Source organism: Stutzerimonas balearica DSM 6083, from assembly GCF_000818015.1.
Lineage (GTDB): Bacteria > Pseudomonadota > Gammaproteobacteria > Pseudomonadales > Pseudomonadaceae > Stutzerimonas > Stutzerimonas balearica.
Window position 1 is genome coordinate 4326961 of record NZ_CP007511.1, and the last position, 16461, is coordinate 4343421.

A 16461-nucleotide genomic window follows, 5' to 3' on the forward strand; every position below is an offset into this window, starting at 1 on the left:
GAAGATGACCGAGGGGTCATCAATCAAGCTCGGAAAGCGTTCGTTACGCTTTTCGTAACGATGAATCGCGGCGCAGGCTTCAGGTCCGTTCGTGATGCCGCGGCAGGCCGAGGGAAATCAGCGCGGCCAGCAGGACGAAGGCGGTCGACACCCACAGGCAGGCCGCCAGGCCATGGGCCTGGAACACCCAGCCCGAGAGCAGCGTGCCGAGCAGCCGGCCAAGGGCGTTGGACATGTAGTAGAAGCCGACGTCGAGTGACACCCCGTCCTCGCGGGCGTAGCTGACGATCAGGTAGCTGTGCAGCGAGGAGTTCACCGCAAACAGCACGCCGAACAGCAGCAGCCCGCCGATCAGCAGCGGTTGCGCCGGCAGTGCGCTGCCCAGGCCGAGGGCGATCAGCGCGGGCAGCAGCGCCAGCAGCGCGGCCCAGACAAAGGCGGCACGGCCGTCCGGTACCCGGCCGCGACGCTTGCCGGTCAGATGGGGGGCGAATGACTGCACGATGCCGTAGCCGATCACCCAGGCGGCAAGAAAGCCGCCGACCTGCCAGAAGTCCCAGCCAAAGGTCGCGGACAGGTACACCGGCAGCGCCACCACGAACCAGACGTCGCGCGCGCCGAACAGGAACAGGCGGGCGGCCGAGAGAATGTTGATCGCCCGGCTCTTGGACAGCAGCTCGCTGAACTTGGGCTTGTGCCTGGCCTTGCCCAGGTCCCGGTTCAGCAGCAACAGGCTGGCCAGCCAGACCAGCGCCAGCACCGCGGCCATCGCCAGCACCGCCCCGGCGAAGCCGAGCAGGGCCAGCAGCGCGCCGCCGAGGAAGAAGCCGACGCCCTTGAGCGCGTTCTTCGAGCCGGTCAACAGCGCCACCCACTTGAACAGCGTGCCCTGCTGGCCGTCCGGCACCAGCAGCTTGATCGAGCTCTTGGCGCTCATCTTGTTGAGGTCCTTGGCGATGCCGGACAACGCCTGCGCCGCCATCACCCAGGGCACCGTGAGCAGCGCCGCCGGCACGGTGAGCATCAGCAGCGCCACCACCTGCAGGCCGAGGCCGATGTTCATCGTGCGGTTCAGCCCCAGCCGCGCGCCCAGCCAGCCACCGACCAGGTTGGTGACCACGCCGAAGATCTCGTAGAACAGGAACAGCGCGGCGATCGCCAGCGGGCTGTAGCCCAGGCCGTGGAAATGCAGCACCACCAGCATGCGCAGCGCGCCGTCGGTGAGGGTGAAGGCCCAGTAGTTGCCGGTAACCACGAGGTACTGGCGGATTTCGGGAGAGAGGCGGGTGAGAGCGTGCATAAGTAAGTCCGGCCTGGCCTGGGGTGGAGACAGGTGGAAAAGGCCTAGGGCCGTTTTCCACCCTACGAGTCCGTGAGGGCAGGCGCCGTGTGGGAGTGGACTTGCCCGCGATCGGCTGCGCACCGATCCCGAAAGCCAGCGTAGGGTGGGAAACTCGCGCAGCGATTTCCCACCGCCAAGGTCTTGGGTGAAAAAGGCCGGAGGCCGCTTCCCACCCTGCGCCTCACTCGGCCAGGCCGACCTTGCGCGCCAGCTCGACGGTGCGGTTGGCGTAGCCCCATTCGTTGTCGTACCAGGCGTAGAGCTTCACCTGAGTGCCGTTGACCACCAGGGTCGACAGCGCGTCGATGATCGACGAGCGCGGATCGGTGCGGTAGTCGATCGACACCAGCGGGCGCTCCTCGTAGCCGAGGATGCCCTTGAGCTCGCCCTCGGCCGCGGACTTGAGCAGCTGGTTCACCTCCTCGGCGGTGGTGGCGCGTTCCACTTCGAACACGCAGTCGGTGAGCGAGGCGTTGGCCAGCGGTACGCGCACGGCGTGGCCGTTCAACCGCCCGCGCAGCTCGGGAAAGATCTCGGCGATGGCGGTGGCCGAGCCGGTGGTGGTGGGGATCAGGCTCATCCCCGAGGCGCGGGCGCGGCGCAGGTCCTTGTGCGGCTGGTCGAGGATGCTCTGGGTGTTGGTCAGGTCGTGGATGGTGGTGATCGAGCCGTGGCGGATGCCGAGGTTCTCGTGGATCACCTTGACCACCGGCGCCAGGCAGTTGGTGGTGCAGGACGCGGCGGTGACGATGCGGTGCCGGGCGGGGTCGAACAGCCCGTCGTTGACGCCCATGACCACGTTCAGCGCGCCCGGCTCCTTGACCGGCGCGCTGACCACCACGCGCCTGACGCCCTGCGCCAGGTAACCCTCGAGCACGGCGACGCTCTTCATCTTGCCGCTGGCCTCGATCACCAGGTCGCAGCCGGACCAGTCGGTATCGGCAATCGCCTTGTTCGCGGTGACCCGGATGCGCTGACCGTCGATCAGCAGGCCGTCACCGTCGCTGCCCGCCTCGTGCTGCCAGCGGCCGTGCACCGAATCGAAGTTGAGCAGATGGGCGTGGGTCGCCGCGTCGCCGGCCGGGTCGTTGATCTGCACGAACTGCAGCTCCGGCCAGCCCCAGGCCGCGCGCAGCGCCAGCCGCCCGATGCGGCCGAAGCCATTGATGCCTACCTTGATGGTCATTGAAGCGCTCCTCGAATCAGGCGCCACGCGGCGCGAAGATGATGATGGCCATGCCGGCGAAGGCCACGGCCGAACCCAGCAGATCCCAGCCCGTGGGCCTTATGCCGTCGACCAGCCACAGCCAGAGGATCGCCGCGCCGATGTAGACGCCGCCGTAGGCCGCATACACCCGCCCGGCCGCGGTCGGGTGCAGCGACAGCAGCCAGGCGAACAGCGCCAGCGAGACTGCCGCCGGCAGCAGCAGCCAGGCGCTCTTGCCCTGGCGCAGCCAGAGGTACGGCAGGTAACAGCCGACGATTTCCGCCAGCGCGGTGAAGGCGAACAGGGCAAAGGTCTTCAGCATCAGGCCGCTCCGTTCAGATCGAACGCTGGTTGACCCGCGCCGACAGCGCCTCGGCCGACTCCTTGCGTTCGGAATAGCGCTCGACCAGGTAGTCGGCACGCCCGCGCAGCAGCAGGGTGAACTTGACCAGCTCCTCCATCACGTCGACCACCCGGTCGTAGTAGGCCGAGGGCTGCATGCGCCCGGCCTCGTCGAACTCCAGGTAGGCCTTGGCCACCGAGGACTGGTTGGGAATGGTGAACATGCGCATCCAGCGGCCGAGCACGCGCATCTGGTTGACCGCATTGAACGACTGCGAGCCACCGCAGACCTGCATCAGCGCCAGGGTCTTGCCCTGAGTCGGGCGCAGCGCACCGAGCGTCAGCGGGATCCAGTCGATCTGCGCCTTGAACACCGCGCTCATCGCACCGTGGCGCTCCGGCGAGCACCACACCTGGCCCTCGGACCAGAGCACCCACTCGCGCAGCTCCTGCACCTTGGGGTGCGTATCGGGCGCATCGTCCGGCAGCGGCAGGCCGGAGGGGTCGAAGATATGCGTCTCGCAGCCGTAGGCCTGCAGCAGGCGCGCGGCTTCTTCGGTCAGCAGGCGGCTGTAGGAGCGCTCGCGGCAGGAGCCGTAGAGCAGCAGGATGCGCGGCGGGTGCGCCGGCTCATCGGCGGCGCCGAGCCGTTGCAGGTCTGGCTGCTGCAGCAGCTCGGCATCGAAGTTGGGTAGATCGTGCATGGCGGCTCCGGTGGTTTCAGCCGCACAGCGAGGCGCGGCCGGGGCGTTCGCTCATCCCCGCCAGCCGGCGTGCCTGCGGGTCGAGCCAGTGGCGGTTGGAATCGAGCATCAGCGTGAGCAGTTCGTGCACCCAGTCCGGCAGGTCCGGGTGCAGCCGGTAGTAGACCCACTGGCCCTGGCGACGGTCGGCGAGCAGGCCGGCGCTGCGCAGCTGGGCCAGGTGGCGCGAAACCTTTGGCTGGCTCTCGCCGAGCGCGCCGACCAGCTCGCAGACGCACAGCTCGCCCTCGCGGGCGACCAACAGGGCGATGCGCGCACGGGTCTCGTCGGCCAGGGCCTTGCAGAGCAGCGGCGGGGTCAGGTGTTCGGTCATCGTCATGGCCATTCGCGGCCAGGGCCGCGGTCGGAAATCGGTCGGTACCGCCCGCGCCGTCGATTCACCACGCGGGCACGGCAGAACATACGGAAAACCATATATGGTGTAAACCCTGTCAACTCAATGCTTGGGGTGAACCTGGCGGCGGTTCCATACGCGTTGGGGAATACGGCCGTTCGCGCCGAACCGCTGCCCGCCGGGCGCCTTGACGCTTTCTTCACCCGCCTTTGACGAATCCTTGATCCGTTGACGGCTAACCTGGCCGCCCGCTCCCGCCTCGGCCTCCACCATGCGCCCCCACGTTTCCCTGCCCCGCTTCGCCCGTCCCTGGTCCGGCCTGCTATTGGCCGCGAGCCTGCTTGGCGCCAGCAATCTCTGCCTGGCCGGCGACCTGGGCTCCTGGCAGCACTGGACCGACTCGGCCAGCCGCGCCGCGCTCGACGGCGGCACCTGGGTCCCCCTCGCCGGCGCCGCGATCATCGCCGCCGGCGGCTGGGACCATGCCTGGCAACGCTCGGCGGCAGAGCACGGTTATCTGTTCGGCGCGGATGGCGAAGACGCCAGCAACGACCTGCTCACGGCCAGCACCCTCCTCTACGCCGCCAGCGCCCTGACCGCCGCCCCCGAGGGCGAGACGTTCACCGATGCGCTGGCCTGGAAAGCGGAAAACCTTGCCGTGTTCGTCGCCAGCAAGGGCGCGGTGGATGCCTTGAGCGGCGAGATCAAGGAAGCCTCCGGGCGTGATCGTCCCGACGGCGTCCCCGATGACGCCTTTCCCTCCCGCCACGGCGCGACGAGCGCGGCGCAGACCGCCATGACCCGGCGCAACCTGGACTACATCGACATGGACCCGGCCCTGCGCGACGCCGCCAAGGTTGGCCTGCATGCGCTGGATGGGCTGACCGGGCTGGCGCGCATCGAAGCCGACCAGCACTACCCGACCGACGTCCTGGCCGGCATCGCCCTCGGCAATTTCGTCTCCAACTTCGCCTTCAACCTGCTGCTCGAGCCCGGCGCGGCGCCGCGTTACTCGCTGGCCGTGCTGCCGGAACAGGGCGGCTACACCGTGCAGACGCAGTTCGCCTTCTAGCCACGCGCTCGAACCCTGCCTGGATCAATGGACGGCCCGCCGCCGCGCGTTAGGCTGACACCCATCATCAGCAAGCATGCGCCGCCAGACAGAGCGGCGCCGGGGGTGCCCATGTCCGAACCGTCAGCAGATCGCCCCGCAGAACCGGCCTTGCCGGCTGCCCAGGGCCAGCCCGGCAAGCCTTCGCTGTTCGCACATCTGCTCGGTTTCTGGCATCAGCAACGCGGGCAGGCGCGCCTGCTGCTCGGCATGTGCGCGCTGTTCGCACTGATCTATTTCCTGCCGCTGGGCCAGCCACGCTTCGAGAATGCCGTGCTCGAGGGGCTGCGGCTGACCCAGTGGTATGCGCGCGAGCACGTGATCCTCTGCCTGCTGCCGGCGTTCGTCATTGCCGGCGCGCTGGCGGTATACATCAGCCAGGGCGCGGTGATGCGCCACCTCGGGCCGAGCGCGCCGAAGCCGGTGGCCTTTGGCGTCGCCTCGCTGTCCGGCACCCTGCTGGCGGTATGCTCCTGCACCGTGCTACCGCTGTTCGGCGGCATCTATCGCCGCGGCGCCGGGCTCGGGCCGGCGATCACCTTTCTCTACGCCGGGCCGGCGATCAACGTAATGGCCATCGTGGTGACGGCCAAGGTGCTTGGCGCCGAACTGGGCATCGCCCGCGCGGTGGGGGCGATCCTCTTCTCGGTGCTGATCGGCGCGATCATGCAGCTGCTCTACCGGCGCGAGGAAAGCGCCCGCGCCGCCAGCAGCAAGCGCGGCTTCGCCAGCGACGAGGCGGGCCATCCGCTGGGCGACGTGGTGGCGCTGTTCGGCCTGATGATCGGCATCCTGGTGTTCGCCAACTGGGCGCAGGCCGACAGCGCCGCCTGGATGGCCGTGCATGCCTGGAAATGGCCGATCACCGCGCTGCTGGCCGCGCTGCTCGGCCTGCTGCTGGTGCGTCGCTGGCAGTGGGCACCCGGGCCGCTGCTGGTGCTCGCCGTGCTGGTCGGGCTGGCCGCGCTGCTGCGCCCGCAGTGGCCGGAGCTGGCGATGCTGATCGGCATCGGCGGGCTGATGCTGCAGGCCAGCCGCGAGAACGCCGCCGGCCAGGAATGGGTCGCGCAGAGCTGGGACTTCACCCGGCAGATCGTGCCGCTGCTGCTCGGCGGCGTGCTGATCGCCGGCCTGCTGCTCGGGCGCCCGGGGCACGAGGGGCTGATCCCCTCGCACTGGGTGGCCTGGGCGGTGGGCGATAACAGCCTCGCCTCGACGCTGATCGCCGCGGTGCTCGGCGCCTTCATGTATTTCTCCACGCTGACCGAGGTGCCGATTGTCGAGGGCCTGCTCGGCGCCGGCATGGGCAAGGGCCCGGCGCTGGCGCTGCTGCTGGCCGGCCCGGCGCTATCGATCCCCAACATGCTGGTGATCCGCACCGTGCTGGGCACGCAGAAGACCCTGGTGTACTGCCTGCTGGTGGTGGCGATGGCCACGCTCACGGGCTATTTCTACGGCCAACTGTTCTGAGGAGAACGCGATGAAACTGACCATCTATGGCTCCGGCTGCGCCAAGTGCCAGCAGCTGACCCTCAACACCGAGGCCGCGGCGCGGCGCCTGGGCCTGGCGTTCGCGGTGGAGAAGGTCACCGACGTCAACGCCATCATCGATGCCGGCGTACTGCGCACCCCGGCGCTGGCGGTGGACGAGGAGATCCTCGTCGAGGGCAAGGTGCCGAGCAGCAGCGAACTCGAGGCGCTGCTCGGCGGCTGAGACGCCCGCTTACTGGTCGCGGTCGATGTTGAACGGCGACCAGGCCTGGCGGGTGGGCATCACTTCCAGGCGGTTGATGTTGATGTGGTCCGGCAAGGTGGCGACGTAGAAGATCTGCTCGGCAATGTCCTCGGCGGTCAGCGGCGTGGTGCCGCGGTAGAGCCGGTCGGATGCCGCCTGGTCGCCCTTGGTGCGGACCAGGGTGAACTCGGTCTCGGCCATGCCCGGCGCGATGTCGGTGACACGCACGCCCGTGCCGAGCAGGTCGCAGCGCAGGTTGTAGCCGAACTGCTCGACAAAGGCCTTGGTCGCGCCGTAGACGTGCCCGCCCGGGTAGGGCCAGTGGCCGGCCACCGAGCCGATGTTGACGATGCTGGCGCCCGCGCCGGTGCCGATCAGCGTCGGCAGCAGGGCATGGGTGACGTTGACCAGACCGGTGACGTTGGTGTCGATCATGGTGTGCCAGTCCTGCAGGTCGACCTGCTGCGCGGGCTGCGGCGCCAGCGCCAGCCCGGCGTTGTTGACCAGGCAACGCACCTGGCGGAACGCCTCCGGCAATTGCTCGACCACGTCGCGCACGGCGCCGGCGTGGCGCACATCGAGGGTGGCGATGTGCACCGGCACCTTGGCCGAGAGTTCCTCGCGCAGTTCTTCCAGACGCTCGCTGCGCCGCCCGGTCAGCACCAGCGCCCAGCCGGCTTCGGCGAAACGGCGGGCGGTGGCACGGCCGAAGCCGGAGGTGGCGCCGGTGATGAATACGATCTTCTGGGTCATGGGTCTTCCTCTGTGGCGGGCGGGCCGCTGCTGTAGGGCAGGGCCACGAGATAAACGGGCTCCAGCTTAGGGGCGTTCGCCGAACAGGCAAAGCCTTGCGTGCGCTGTTCGCCCAGGACGTCATCGCGCCGTCACCTCGCGGTCGCCGGCCTGCAACACGCCTGCGCTAGCGTCTGGCATGGCGGCCCTGCCAGCGCCCTTCGACGCCGGCGCACCCGCCTCCCCGCTGAGATGACGACCGATGAACCGCCCGCTACCTTCCGGCCTGCTGCAGCCGGCCTTCGACGATCCCGTGCTGGAGGCACAACGCTGCTTTCGCGCCGCATTCACCGCCCTCGCCCGCCCCGGCACGCGCCATGCGCTGGCCCCGGTGCCGGCACCCGCCCCGTTGCAGCCGGCAACCTACGCCCTGTGCCTGAGCCTGCTGGACCGGCACACGCCACTCTGGCTGGCGCCGGCCTTCGATACGGCGGCGATCCGCGCCAACCTGGCCTTCCATTGCGACTGCCCGCTGGTCGAGGCGCGCGACGAGGCGCTGTTCGCCCTGCTCGATGGCGCCGCACTCGAGGACCTGAGCGGCTTCTACCACGGCAGTGAGCGCTGCCCGGAACAATCCTGCACGCTGCTGGTTCAGCTCGAGCGCCTCGAGCGCGGGCCGGCGCTGGCCTGGCGCGGGCCGGGCATCGAGGGGCAGCGGCTGGTCGGCCTCCCGGTGCCGGCCGCATTCTGGCCACAACGTGCGAGGCACGACATTGCACCGCGCGGGCTGGATGCGCTGTTCTGCGCCGACGGCGAGGTGCTCGGCCTGCCCCGCACGACACGCATCGGGCCCTCGCTCGAGGCGGTGGCCTGAACACCACCGGGCCCGTTCCACGGCGACCGGGCCGGCCTCTATACTGCCCGCCCGCCCCCATTCCGGAGCCCCTCGATGCAAGGCCGCCTGATTTATCTGATCGGCCCGTCCGGCGCCGGCAAGGACAGCCTGCTCGAAGCCGCCCGCGAAGCGCTGGCCGCACGCCAGGTGCGGATTGCCCGCCGCGTCATCACCCGCTCGGCCGAGGCGGTTGGCGAAGCGGCGCATGCGGTGACCCTTGCCGAGTTCGAGCGCCTGGAGGCCGAGCAGGCGTTTGCCCTGGCCTGGCGGGCCAACGGGCTGGCCTATGGGATTCCCGCCCGGATCGATGCCTGGCTGGCGAATGGCGAGCATGTGCTGGTCAACGGCTCACGCGGCCACCTGCCCGAAGCCCGACGCCGCTACCCGGACCTGCTGGCGATCCTGCTCGGGGTGGAAGATGAGGTCCTGCGCCAGCGCCTGCTGGCCCGCGGCCGGGAGACTCCCGCCGAGATCGAGGCACGCCTGGCGCGCAACGCGCTATTCGCCCAGGCGGCCGACGACTGCATCACGCTGGACAACTCGACGGCGCTGGCCGACAGCGTCGTGCGCCTGCTGGCGCTGATCGACGACAGGCTCGGCGGCCGCTGAGGGTTCGGCGGGCCGGGTCAGCGCCCCGGCTGCGGGCGGAAACCCGGTACGCCCTCGGGCCGCTCGATGCGACCGGCCGGCAGGGTGCAGTTGAGGTCGCGGTACGGCCGGCCGTCGAGGCGCTCCCAGCCTTCACCGGGCGAGCTCTGCCGGCAGATGACGGTGCCGTCGACCTTGCTCTGCCACTTGTAATAGGGCGCAGGGGCGGCCCACGCCAGGCCGGCGCAGAGCAGCAGCAAGACCAGCGGCAGCACGCGCATGGCAGACCTCCAGCAAATACAGTGGCGCCACTTTAGCGGGCCGTGCAGCAGGCGCAAGCACCCTGACGGCCGGGCCGATGCGCGGGATTCTGCCGACGCCCACCCGGCAATCGGCGGATTCTTGCCGATCGCTTGCGCGCGCGTGCCGCCAAAGCGCCATCCCAGAGCATCCGGGCAGGCTGGCATGGCTTCTGCTATGCCTAGAACAGCTCGATGCGATCCTCCAACGACAAGAAGCGCTGCCAGCGAACCGGCCTGTCCTTCCGCCGCCCCTTCCTGTCGTTGCGCAACGGCTTACTGCGCCGGCTCTGCGCTGGCGCCATCAATAAAAACGAAACGGAGATGCATCCATGAGACTGACCAAGCGCCTGGGGCTGCTCGCAGCCGCCGCGGCCTTCACCGCCAGCACCGCCGCCGTTGCCGCGCCAACCTTCATCAACATCCTCACCGGGGGCACCAGCGGGGTGTACTACCCGATCGGTGTGGCGTTGTCGCAGCAGTTCGACAAGATCGAGGGTGCCAAGACCTCGGTGCAGGCCACCAAGGCTTCGGTGGAAAACCTCAACCTGCTGCAGGCCGGTCGCGGCGAGCTGGCGTTCGCCCTGGGTGATTCGGTGGCCGATGCCTGGAACGGCGTCGAGGACGCCGGCTTCAAGGCACCGCTCAAGCGTCTGCGCGCGCTCGGCGGCACCTACAACAACTACATCCAGATCGTCGCCAGTGCCGATTCGAGCATCAAGACGCTGGACGACCTCAAGGGCAAGCGCATCTCGGTCGGCGCGCCGAAGTCCGGTACCGAGCTCAACGCCCGCGCGATCTTCAAGGCCGCCGGCCTGACCTACGAGGACATGGGCCGCGTCGAATTCCTGCCCTATGCCGAATCGGTCGAGCTGATCAAGAACCGCCAGCTGGACGCCACCCTGCAGTCCTCGGGCCTGGGCATGGCCGCCATTCGCGACCTGGCCAGCACCATGCCGGTGACCTTTGTCGCCATCCCCGAAGCGGTGGTGACGAAGATCGGTAACGCCGCCTACCAGCCGGGCACCATTCCGGCCGGCACCTATGACGGTCAGGACGCCGACGTGCCGACCGTGGCCGTGACCAACATCCTGGTCACCCACGAGAAGGTCGCCGACGACGTGGTCTACCAGATGACCAAACTGATGTTCGAGAACCTGCCGGCGCTGAGCAACGCCCACGCCGCGGCCAAGGACATCAAGCTGGAAAACGCCACGAAGAACCTGCCGATCCCGCTGCACCCGGGCGCCGAGCGCTACTACAAGGAAGTCGGCGCGCTCCAGTAAGCCGACCCGCGCCGAGCACAGGGGCCGCCGCACGGGCGGCGCGCCCCTCCCGGCTGTACAAGCAGGCTTGCCCGCGTGGTCTCGTCGGCAAACCTGCTTCTACAGGCACCTTCCAGCAAGAGATCCGATTCCATGAGCGAAAGCAAAGGGCTGCACGCCAGCCCCAGCGAATGGCCCAGGGCGCTGTTCTACGTCGCGCTGCTGTTCTCCATCTACCAGATCGTCACCGCGGCGTTCCATCCGGTGACCAGCCAGGTGCTGCGTGCCGGGCACGTCGGCTTCCTGCTGCTGCTGGTGTTCCTCTGCTACCCCGCCCGCGGCGACGGCCGGCCATTCCAGCCCCTGGCCTGGCTGCTCGGCCTGGCCGGCTTCGGCACCTTTATCTACCAATGGTATTTCGAAGCCGATCTGATCCAGCGCTCCGGCGACCTGACCCCACTCGACATGGCCGTCGGCCTGACGCTGATCGTGCTGGTATTCGAGGCCGCGCGACGGGTGATGGGCATCGCCCTGCCGATCATCTGCGCCCTGTTCCTGGGCTACGGCCTGTTCGGGGAGTACCTGCCGGGCGACCTGGCGCACCGCGGCTACTACCTGGACCAGATCGTCAACCAGCTGTCGTTCGGGACCGAAGGCCTGTACGGCACGCCGACCTATGTGTCGGCCACCTACATCTTCCTGTTCATCCTGTTCGGCTCGTTCCTCGAGCAGGCCGGCATGATCAAGCTGTTCACCGACTTCGCCATGGGCCTGTTCGGCCACAAGCTCGGCGGCCCGGCGAAGGTGTCGGTGGTGTCCTCGGCGCTGATGGGCACCATCACCGGCTCGGGCGTGGCCAATGTGGTCACCACCGGGCAATTCACCATTCCGCTGATGAAGCGCTTCGGCTATCGCCCGGCCTTCGCCGGCGGCGTCGAAGCGACCTCCTCGATGGGCAGCCAGATCATGCCGCCGGTGATGGGCGCCGTGGCCTTCATCATGGCCGAGACGATCAACGTGCCCTTCGTCGAAGTCGCCAAGGCCGCCCTGCTGCCTGCGCTGCTCTACTTCGGCTCGGTGTTCTGGATGGTTCACCTGGAAGCCAAGCGCGCCAAGCTGCACGGTCTGCCGAAGGATGAATGCCCCAACGCCATGGCCGCGGTGAAGGAACGCTGGTACCTGCTGATCCCGCTGGGTGTGCTGGTCTGGCTGCTGTTCTCCGGCCGCACGCCGATGTTCGCCGGCACCATCGGCCTGGCGCTGACCGCCATCGTCATCCTCGGCTCGGCGATCATCCTGCGGGTGTCGTCCAAGGCCATGCGCTTCGCCTTCTGGATCGCCCTCGGCCTGCTCTGCGCCGGCTTCTTCCAGCTCGGCATCGGCGTCATCTTCGCGGTGATCGCAGTGCTGGTGGCGGTGTGCTGGTTCATCAAGGGTGGCCGCGAGACCCTGACCATCTGCCTGCATGCGCTGGTCGAAGGCGCCCGCCATGCGGTGCCGGTGGGCATCGCCTGTGCGCTGGTCGGGGTGATCATCGGCATCGTCTCGCTGACCGGCGTGGCCTCGACCTTTGCCGGCTACATCCTGGCGATCGGCCGCGACAACCTGTTCATCTCGCTGATCCTGACCATGCTCACCTGCCTGGTCCTCGGCATGGGCATCCCGACGATCCCGAACTACATCATCACCAGCTCCATCGCCGCGCCCGCGCTGCTGGATCTGGGCGTGCCGCTGATCGTCTCGCACATGTTCGTCTTCTACTTCGGGATCATGGCCGACCTCACGCCGCCAGTGGCCCTGGCCTGCTTCGCCGCCGCGCCGATCGCCAAGGAGCGCGGGTTGAAGATCAGCCTGTGGGCGATCCGCATCGCCATCGCCGGCTTCATCGTGCCATTCATGGCGGTCTACGAGCCGGCGCTGATGATGCAGGGCGACAGCTGGGCCGCGACGTTCTACATCCTATTCAAGGCGGCCTTCGCCATCGGTCTGTGGGGCGCCGTGTTCACCGGCCACCTGGAACGCTCGCTGAGCTGGTGGGAGCGCGCCCTGGCGTTTGCCGCCGGTGTGGCGATGATCATGTCGATGCCGATCAGCGACGAGATCGGCTTTGCCCTCGGTGCGCTGTTCCTCGTTCAGCACGTCTGGCGCGCCCGCCGTGCCGAGCCGGTTGCCGCATGATCGGCCTCTGTCTCGGCCTGGCGGGGGCGGTCTGGGCGCAGCTGCCGACCGCCGACTTCACCCTGGCGTGGAACCACACCATCGAGAAGATCCGCTGGGAAGAGGATTACCGCGTGACGCCGAGCGGGCTGCTGCTCGGCGAAGCGCGGGTCAAGGGTTCTGGCGCCGGGATGGAAATCCCGGATGACGCCGAACTGCGCGACGGGGCCTGGCACTACCAGCGCCGGATGCCGCCGTTGCAACCCCTGCGTGTGGGGCGAACCCCCGAAGCGGGGGACTACCAACTGTGCTTCGACCAGCGTTGCCACGCGATGAGCGAATGGCTGGGCCCGCCACAAGCGGACCAGCCTGCGCTGGAGCTCTGGAGCTGCGAGCTCGCCGCCCCCGGAGCGTCCTGATCTGCCGCGGGTCACCACGCCCGCCGGATCGGGCGGTGCTTCCACCCCTGGGCTGCCCACGGGTGGATGGCCACCGCCTCGCCTGCCCTTCCACGCCTGCCCGGCACACAGCCGCATGCCTGCCGGCCAGCCGTACGCGCCCCGGCTCACGGCTCGCTGGTCGCCCTCGGCGCAATCGTGGCGCCAATCTCGGCTAGGCTCAGTGCAGCCCAATCACGGAGACCGCCTTCATGCATCGTTCACTCTGCCTGGCCAGCCTGTTGTTCCTAACCGCGACCGCCGAGGCCGCGCCCATCCTGCCGGGCTTGTGGGAATTCACCAGCAGTGACGTGCAGGTCGACGGTCAGCAGATGCCGGGCATGCAGGAAATGCTCGAGCAACTGAAGGGCATGCCGCCCGAGCAGAAGAAGATGATGGAAGGCATGCTTGCCGAACATGGCATGCAGCTGGGCGGCCAGGGCATGCGCATCTGCCTCAGCGAAGCGCAGGTGCAGGCCGAGGAACTGCCCTTCAGCGACGACCCGGCCTGCCGTCAGGAGATCACCGAGCGCAGCGACAGCGTCTGGAAGTTCCGCTTCGAATGCCCGGACGCCCGCGGTCAGGGTGAGACCCGCTTCATCAGCGAGCGCGAGTTCGTCAGCCAGGTGGAAACAGAGCACAGCGGCGAAGGCATGCCGCAACGCACGCGCATGCAATCGCGCGGCCGCTGGCTGGGCGCCGATTGCGGCGGGTTGAAGCCGGCTCGCTGAGGTTTCACGTGGAACCTGCTGGCCGATCAGCGCTGGGGTGACTCCCAGCGCGCGCCCGGCTGCTGCTCGCAGGCCGGCCGCAGAAAGCGCGCATCACTGGCCACGCCGTAATAATGCACGTCCTGCCGATAGGCCAGGTTGGCGGCCTGGGCGTTACGACAGATGCCAAAGGCGCCGTTCGGACAACTCGCAACGAAGCGCACCGCCACCTGCTGATCGACGAGCTGCGGCTGGCAATAACCGGAACGAAACAATTCGCGGGGAATGCTGCGGTTCTCCTGGCACAGCTCCACTTCCACGCCCTTGGCGCGGCTGCTGATGATGCAGGCATCGGCGAGAACCGAACCGCTCGGCAACGTCACGGACAACAGCAACAGCAGTGGCAGGCTACGCATCATCGACTCCAGGGCGAACGGCGCGACTCTAGGGCCTGTCGCGCCCGCTGTCGAGCCAGGCAGGGGCGGCGCGCCACACACTGCACGAATCCCTTCCCCGACGGGGCTCTGCCGGGCACCATAGCCGCATGTTCGAACAGATCCCGACGCACGTCATCTGCGGCCCGCTGGGCGCTGGCAAGACCAGCCTCCTGCGCGATCTGCTGGCCCAGCGGCCGGCAGCGGAGCGCTGGGCCGTGCTGATCAATGAATTCGGCCAGATCGGCCTCGATGCCGCCCTGCTCGAAGATAGTGTCGGCGACGGTGTGACCCTGCACGAAGTCGCCGGCGGCTGCCTGTGCTGCGTCAACGGCGTGCCCTTCCAGGTTGGCCTGACGCGCCTGCTGCGCCGCGCCCGGCCGCAGCGTCTGTTCATCGAACCTTCCGGGCTTGGGCACCCGGGCGCACTGCTGCGCCAGTTGCGTGAACCACCCTGGCAAAGCCTGCTGAGCGTGCAAGCACCGGTGGTGGTGCTCGATGCAGCAGCGCTGGCGGCCGGTCAGCCGCTGGCCGACACGCAGCAGGCGGCGCTGGACGAGGCCGGGCTGGTCTTGCTGAACAAGAGCGAAACGCTGGAAGCACAGGCGCGCGAAGCGCTTGCGCGAACGCTGGGGCCGCGCCCACTGTACTGGACCGAGCACGGGCGGCTGCCGCTCCGATACCTGCCCGGTAGCACCGCACAGGCGGTCAGCGCGCAGGCATCCTCGAAACTGCCGCAGGTGGGCCCGGTGCCGGGCCATCTGTGGCTCGACCCGGGCGAACCGATCTGCCACAGCGGGCACGCCGCAGAAGGCTGGAGCATCGGCTGGCGCTGGCACCCTTCACAGCGCTTCGATCTCGAGCGCCTGCGGCAATGGCTGGCCCGCTGGGGCTGGCAGCGCGCCAAGCTGATCGTGCATGCCGAAGCGGGCTGGCTGTCGGCCAATGCGCTGCAGGGCACCGCGGTCGAATTCCGCCCCAGTGAGTGGCGCAGGGATTCGCGGCTGGAGCTGATCTTTGCCGAGCCCGTCGACGAAGCAGCGCTACGCCGCGAACTGACCGCCTGTCGCCAGGCAGCGGAAGGGCCTGCAGCCGGCTAGTGCCGCCGACGCCATTCGTCGAGCTGGATGACGCGCCCCTGCTCGGCCGCTGTCGGCTCACGCACCGGGTGGGCCTGCAGCTCGATACGCCCGAGCTTGCCGCCATACATGGTGACCCAGCCCTGATGACGCTGCTCGCCGGTCACGGTGAATTCGAACCCGTACAGGCGCGCCAGCCGGCGCTGGCCGCGGGCATCGCGCACCAGGGCGAAGCGGCGAAAGGCCACGTTGCCGTCGAGCAGCTCGACGTCCTCGCGCTCGCAATGCCGGCGCACCGCCGTCAAAGCCCGCTCGCGGATGCCGTGCGCGTGCCAGAACCAGGCGGCGAACGCCGCCAGCAGCAGGAACAGGCTCAGGTTGCCGAGGCTCAGCATGCCGGTTCAGCTCTGCAGCCAGACATCGCGCGCCCAGTGCCAGACGCTTTCCCAGCTCTGCTCGGTGAGCTCGGCAGACTCACCGCTAAACAGCGTCACCTCGCCTTCGAGGTCGACCACGTAGTAATCCAGGCCATCCTGGCAGATCGGCAGCAGATCGCGCGGTACGCCGGCGTCCCAGGCGTTGGCCGCCACTTCGGGCAGAAAGGTGTGCGACTGCGGATCGGTTGCGGTGACCGGTTCGAGCCGGCCATAGACCACATCGCTGACCTGCAGCAGGAACTCGCGCAGGCCGAACGGCAGGTTGATCAGCAGCTGCTCTTCGATCTCCACCAGCAGGTCGTCGTCGGGCAGCTCCAGCGGCACCGGCACCGGCTCGTTGAGTTCTCGTAGCTGTTCAATGACGTCTTCCACGGTTGTCTCGCTCGGCTCAGGGAATGAACAGGCAAAAGCGTCGTCCAACGACGGGGCTTGGCGCCAGATGCGCCATCGGACCGGGCTGCTTTCGTCAGGCGCCCGTTTATACGCCGCCTTTGATTGGCCAGCCAGTCCGGGCACGTTACAGTGGTCGCCTTTTATCGCCATTTCGCGACAGTGCATGTGCCGTCCCATGCTGTTGCCCCACCCGAGGCCGC

General features: G+C 68.5%; 21 protein-coding genes. 10 read left to right on the plus strand and 11 right to left on the minus strand.

Annotated elements, in window-relative coordinates:
- Positions 1-79: 79 nt before the first annotated feature.
- The 6 genes from arsJ to CL52_RS21250 all read right to left on the minus strand — a co-directional run bounded on the left by arsJ (position 80) and on the right by CL52_RS21250 (position 4262).
- The gene (arsJ, locus tag CL52_RS20015) at positions 80-1300 is read right to left on the minus strand and encodes an organoarsenical effux MFS transporter ArsJ (RefSeq protein ID WP_043222747.1); all 1221 of its coding nucleotides are present in this window, start codon (positions 1298-1300) and stop codon (positions 80-82) included.
- Positions 1301-1523: 223 nt separating this feature from the next.
- Complete coding sequence (locus CL52_RS20020; RefSeq protein WP_043222749.1) at positions 1524-2528, minus strand: ArsJ-associated glyceraldehyde-3-phosphate dehydrogenase; 1005 nt, start codon at positions 2526-2528, stop codon at positions 1524-1526.
- A 16-nt stretch (positions 2529-2544) separates the two neighbouring features.
- Positions 2545-2871, minus strand: a complete 327-nt coding sequence (locus CL52_RS20025) for a YnfA family protein (RefSeq protein WP_043222751.1) — start codon at positions 2869-2871, stop codon at positions 2545-2547.
- A 13-nt stretch (positions 2872-2884) separates the two neighbouring features.
- Positions 2885-3595, minus strand: coding sequence for an arsenical resistance protein ArsH (gene arsH, locus CL52_RS20030; protein WP_043222752.1), 711 nt, complete (start codon positions 3593-3595; stop codon positions 2885-2887).
- A gap of 16 nt (positions 3596-3611) precedes the next feature.
- Positions 3612-3968 carry a metalloregulator ArsR/SmtB family transcription factor gene (locus CL52_RS20035; RefSeq protein ID WP_043223372.1) on the minus strand — a complete coding sequence of 119 codons (357 nt, stop codon included), beginning with the start codon at positions 3966-3968 and terminating at the stop codon, positions 3612-3614.
- Positions 3969-4091: 123 nt separating this feature from the next.
- Positions 4092-4262 carry a hypothetical protein gene (locus CL52_RS21250; RefSeq protein ID WP_158485403.1) on the minus strand — a complete coding sequence of 57 codons (171 nt, stop codon included), beginning with the start codon at positions 4260-4262 and terminating at the stop codon, positions 4092-4094.
- Between CL52_RS21250 and CL52_RS20040 the strand changes: the two genes are divergently transcribed.
- The 3 genes from CL52_RS20040 to CL52_RS20050 all read left to right on the plus strand — a co-directional run bounded on the left by CL52_RS20040 (position 4261) and on the right by CL52_RS20050 (position 6814).
- Positions 4261-5061 carry a phosphatase PAP2 family protein gene (locus CL52_RS20040; RefSeq protein WP_082042005.1) on the plus strand — a complete coding sequence of 267 codons (801 nt, stop codon included), beginning with the start codon at positions 4261-4263 and terminating at the stop codon, positions 5059-5061. The genes CL52_RS21250 and CL52_RS20040 overlap by 2 nt on opposite strands.
- Before the next feature lie 111 nt (positions 5062-5172).
- Positions 5173-6570 carry a permease gene (locus CL52_RS20045; protein WP_082042006.1) on the plus strand — a complete coding sequence of 466 codons (1398 nt, stop codon included), beginning with the start codon at positions 5173-5175 and terminating at the stop codon, positions 6568-6570.
- Positions 6571-6580: 10 nt separating this feature from the next.
- A complete protein-coding gene (locus CL52_RS20050; protein WP_043222756.1) occupies positions 6581-6814 on the plus strand; it encodes a thioredoxin family protein in 234 nt (77 codons plus the stop codon).
- A gap of 9 nt (positions 6815-6823) precedes the next feature.
- Here CL52_RS20050 and CL52_RS20055 read toward each other — a convergent pair whose 3' ends face one another.
- Entirely contained in the window at positions 6824-7588 is a 765-nt protein-coding gene (locus tag CL52_RS20055) for an SDR family NAD(P)-dependent oxidoreductase (protein WP_043222757.1), read from the minus strand.
- A 241-nt stretch (positions 7589-7829) separates the two neighbouring features.
- Here CL52_RS20055 and phnH point away from each other — a divergent pair, with 241 nt between their 5' ends.
- The gene (gene phnH, locus CL52_RS20060; protein ID WP_043222760.1) at positions 7830-8441 is read left to right on the plus strand and encodes a phosphonate C-P lyase system protein PhnH; all 612 of its coding nucleotides are present in this window, start codon (positions 7830-7832) and stop codon (positions 8439-8441) included.
- Between the two features lie 75 nt (positions 8442-8516).
- Complete coding sequence (phnN, locus tag CL52_RS20065; RefSeq protein ID WP_043222762.1) at positions 8517-9071, plus strand: phosphonate metabolism protein/1,5-bisphosphokinase (PRPP-forming) PhnN; 555 nt, start codon at positions 8517-8519, stop codon at positions 9069-9071.
- Positions 9072-9088: 17 nt separating this feature from the next.
- Here phnN and CL52_RS20070 read toward each other — a convergent pair whose 3' ends face one another.
- Positions 9089-9331, minus strand: coding sequence for a hypothetical protein (locus tag CL52_RS20070; RefSeq protein WP_043222766.1), 243 nt, complete (start codon positions 9329-9331; stop codon positions 9089-9091).
- Positions 9332-9681: 350 nt separating this feature from the next.
- On the opposite strand from CL52_RS20070, the gene CL52_RS20075 reads away from it, so the two are divergent.
- The 4 genes from CL52_RS20075 to CL52_RS20090 all read left to right on the plus strand — a co-directional run bounded on the left by CL52_RS20075 (position 9682) and on the right by CL52_RS20090 (position 13939).
- Complete coding sequence (locus tag CL52_RS20075; protein WP_041110288.1) at positions 9682-10635, plus strand: TAXI family TRAP transporter solute-binding subunit; 954 nt, start codon at positions 9682-9684, stop codon at positions 10633-10635.
- A gap of 132 nt (positions 10636-10767) precedes the next feature.
- A complete protein-coding gene (locus tag CL52_RS20080; protein WP_043222769.1) occupies positions 10768-12792 on the plus strand; it encodes a TRAP transporter permease in 2025 nt (674 codons plus the stop codon).
- Positions 12789-13190 carry a DUF1850 domain-containing protein gene (locus tag CL52_RS20085; RefSeq protein WP_041110290.1) on the plus strand — a complete coding sequence of 134 codons (402 nt, stop codon included), beginning with the start codon at positions 12789-12791 and terminating at the stop codon, positions 13188-13190. The genes CL52_RS20080 and CL52_RS20085 overlap by 4 nt, the downstream gene beginning before the upstream one ends.
- A 230-nt stretch (positions 13191-13420) precedes the next feature.
- Positions 13421-13939, plus strand: a complete 519-nt coding sequence (locus CL52_RS20090) for a DUF3617 domain-containing protein (protein WP_052264607.1) — start codon at positions 13421-13423, stop codon at positions 13937-13939.
- A gap of 26 nt (positions 13940-13965) precedes the next feature.
- Here the strand turns inward: CL52_RS20090 and CL52_RS20095 are convergent, their stop codons facing one another.
- Positions 13966-14334: a hypothetical protein gene (locus tag CL52_RS20095; RefSeq protein ID WP_043222771.1), complete on the minus strand. Its 369-nt coding sequence runs from the start codon at positions 14332-14334 to the stop codon at positions 13966-13968.
- A 128-nt stretch (positions 14335-14462) separates the two neighbouring features.
- Between CL52_RS20095 and CL52_RS20100 the strand changes: the two genes are divergently transcribed.
- The gene (locus tag CL52_RS20100) at positions 14463-15452 is read left to right on the plus strand and encodes a CobW family GTP-binding protein (protein ID WP_043222773.1); all 990 of its coding nucleotides are present in this window, start codon (positions 14463-14465) and stop codon (positions 15450-15452) included.
- On the opposite strand, the gene CL52_RS20105 is transcribed toward CL52_RS20100, so the two are convergent.
- Complete coding sequence (locus CL52_RS20105; protein ID WP_043222776.1) at positions 15449-15826, minus strand: DUF3301 domain-containing protein; 378 nt, start codon at positions 15824-15826, stop codon at positions 15449-15451. The two genes, CL52_RS20100 and CL52_RS20105, sit on opposite strands and share 4 nt — an antisense overlap.
- A gap of 6 nt (positions 15827-15832) precedes the next feature.
- Positions 15833-16240, minus strand: coding sequence for an SMI1/KNR4 family protein (locus CL52_RS20110; RefSeq protein ID WP_041110294.1), 408 nt, complete (start codon positions 16238-16240; stop codon positions 15833-15835).
- Between the last annotated feature and the right edge of the window lie 221 nt (positions 16241-16461).

Excerpts from the sequence above, each read along its gene's own strand:
- CL52_RS20035 (WP_043223372.1), bottom strand. The coding sequence starts at position 3,968 with ATGACCGAACACCTGACCCCGCCGCTGCTCTGCAAGGCCCTGGCCGAC.
- CL52_RS20090 (WP_052264607.1), top strand. The coding sequence starts at position 13,421 with ATGCATCGTTCACTCTGCCTGGCCAGCCTGTTGTTCCTAACCGCGACC.
- CL52_RS20085 (WP_041110290.1), top strand. The coding sequence starts at position 12,789 with ATGATCGGCCTCTGTCTCGGCCTGGCGGGGGCGGTCTGGGCGCAGCTG.
- arsJ (WP_043222747.1), bottom strand. The coding sequence starts at position 1,300 with ATGCACGCTCTCACCCGCCTCTCTCCCGAAATCCGCCAGTACCTCGTG.
- phnN (WP_043222762.1), top strand. The coding sequence starts at position 8,517 with ATGCAAGGCCGCCTGATTTATCTGATCGGCCCGTCCGGCGCCGGCAAG.
- CL52_RS20050 (WP_043222756.1), top strand. The coding sequence starts at position 6,581 with ATGAAACTGACCATCTATGGCTCCGGCTGCGCCAAGTGCCAGCAGCTG.
- CL52_RS20055 (WP_043222757.1), bottom strand. The coding sequence starts at position 7,588 with ATGACCCAGAAGATCGTATTCATCACCGGCGCCACCTCCGGCTTCGGC.
- CL52_RS20020 (WP_043222749.1), bottom strand. The coding sequence starts at position 2,528 with ATGACCATCAAGGTAGGCATCAATGGCTTCGGCCGCATCGGGCGGCTG.
- CL52_RS20070 (WP_043222766.1), bottom strand. The coding sequence starts at position 9,331 with ATGCGCGTGCTGCCGCTGGTCTTGCTGCTGCTCTGCGCCGGCCTGGCG.
- CL52_RS20080 (WP_043222769.1), top strand. The coding sequence starts at position 10,768 with ATGAGCGAAAGCAAAGGGCTGCACGCCAGCCCCAGCGAATGGCCCAGG.
- phnH (WP_043222760.1), top strand. The coding sequence starts at position 7,830 with ATGAACCGCCCGCTACCTTCCGGCCTGCTGCAGCCGGCCTTCGACGAT.
- arsH (WP_043222752.1), bottom strand. The coding sequence starts at position 3,595 with ATGCACGATCTACCCAACTTCGATGCCGAGCTGCTGCAGCAGCCAGAC.
- CL52_RS20100 (WP_043222773.1), top strand. The coding sequence starts at position 14,463 with ATGTTCGAACAGATCCCGACGCACGTCATCTGCGGCCCGCTGGGCGCT.
- CL52_RS20105 (WP_043222776.1), bottom strand. The coding sequence starts at position 15,826 with ATGCTGAGCCTCGGCAACCTGAGCCTGTTCCTGCTGCTGGCGGCGTTC.
- CL52_RS20025 (WP_043222751.1), bottom strand. The coding sequence starts at position 2,871 with ATGCTGAAGACCTTTGCCCTGTTCGCCTTCACCGCGCTGGCGGAAATC.
- CL52_RS20040 (WP_082042005.1), top strand. The coding sequence starts at position 4,261 with ATGCGCCCCCACGTTTCCCTGCCCCGCTTCGCCCGTCCCTGGTCCGGC.
- CL52_RS20095 (WP_043222771.1), bottom strand. The coding sequence starts at position 14,334 with ATGCGTAGCCTGCCACTGCTGTTGCTGTTGTCCGTGACGTTGCCGAGC.
- CL52_RS20045 (WP_082042006.1), top strand. The coding sequence starts at position 5,173 with ATGTCCGAACCGTCAGCAGATCGCCCCGCAGAACCGGCCTTGCCGGCT.
- CL52_RS21250 (WP_158485403.1), bottom strand. The coding sequence starts at position 4,262 with ATGGTGGAGGCCGAGGCGGGAGCGGGCGGCCAGGTTAGCCGTCAACGG.
- CL52_RS20075 (WP_041110288.1), top strand. The coding sequence starts at position 9,682 with ATGAGACTGACCAAGCGCCTGGGGCTGCTCGCAGCCGCCGCGGCCTTC.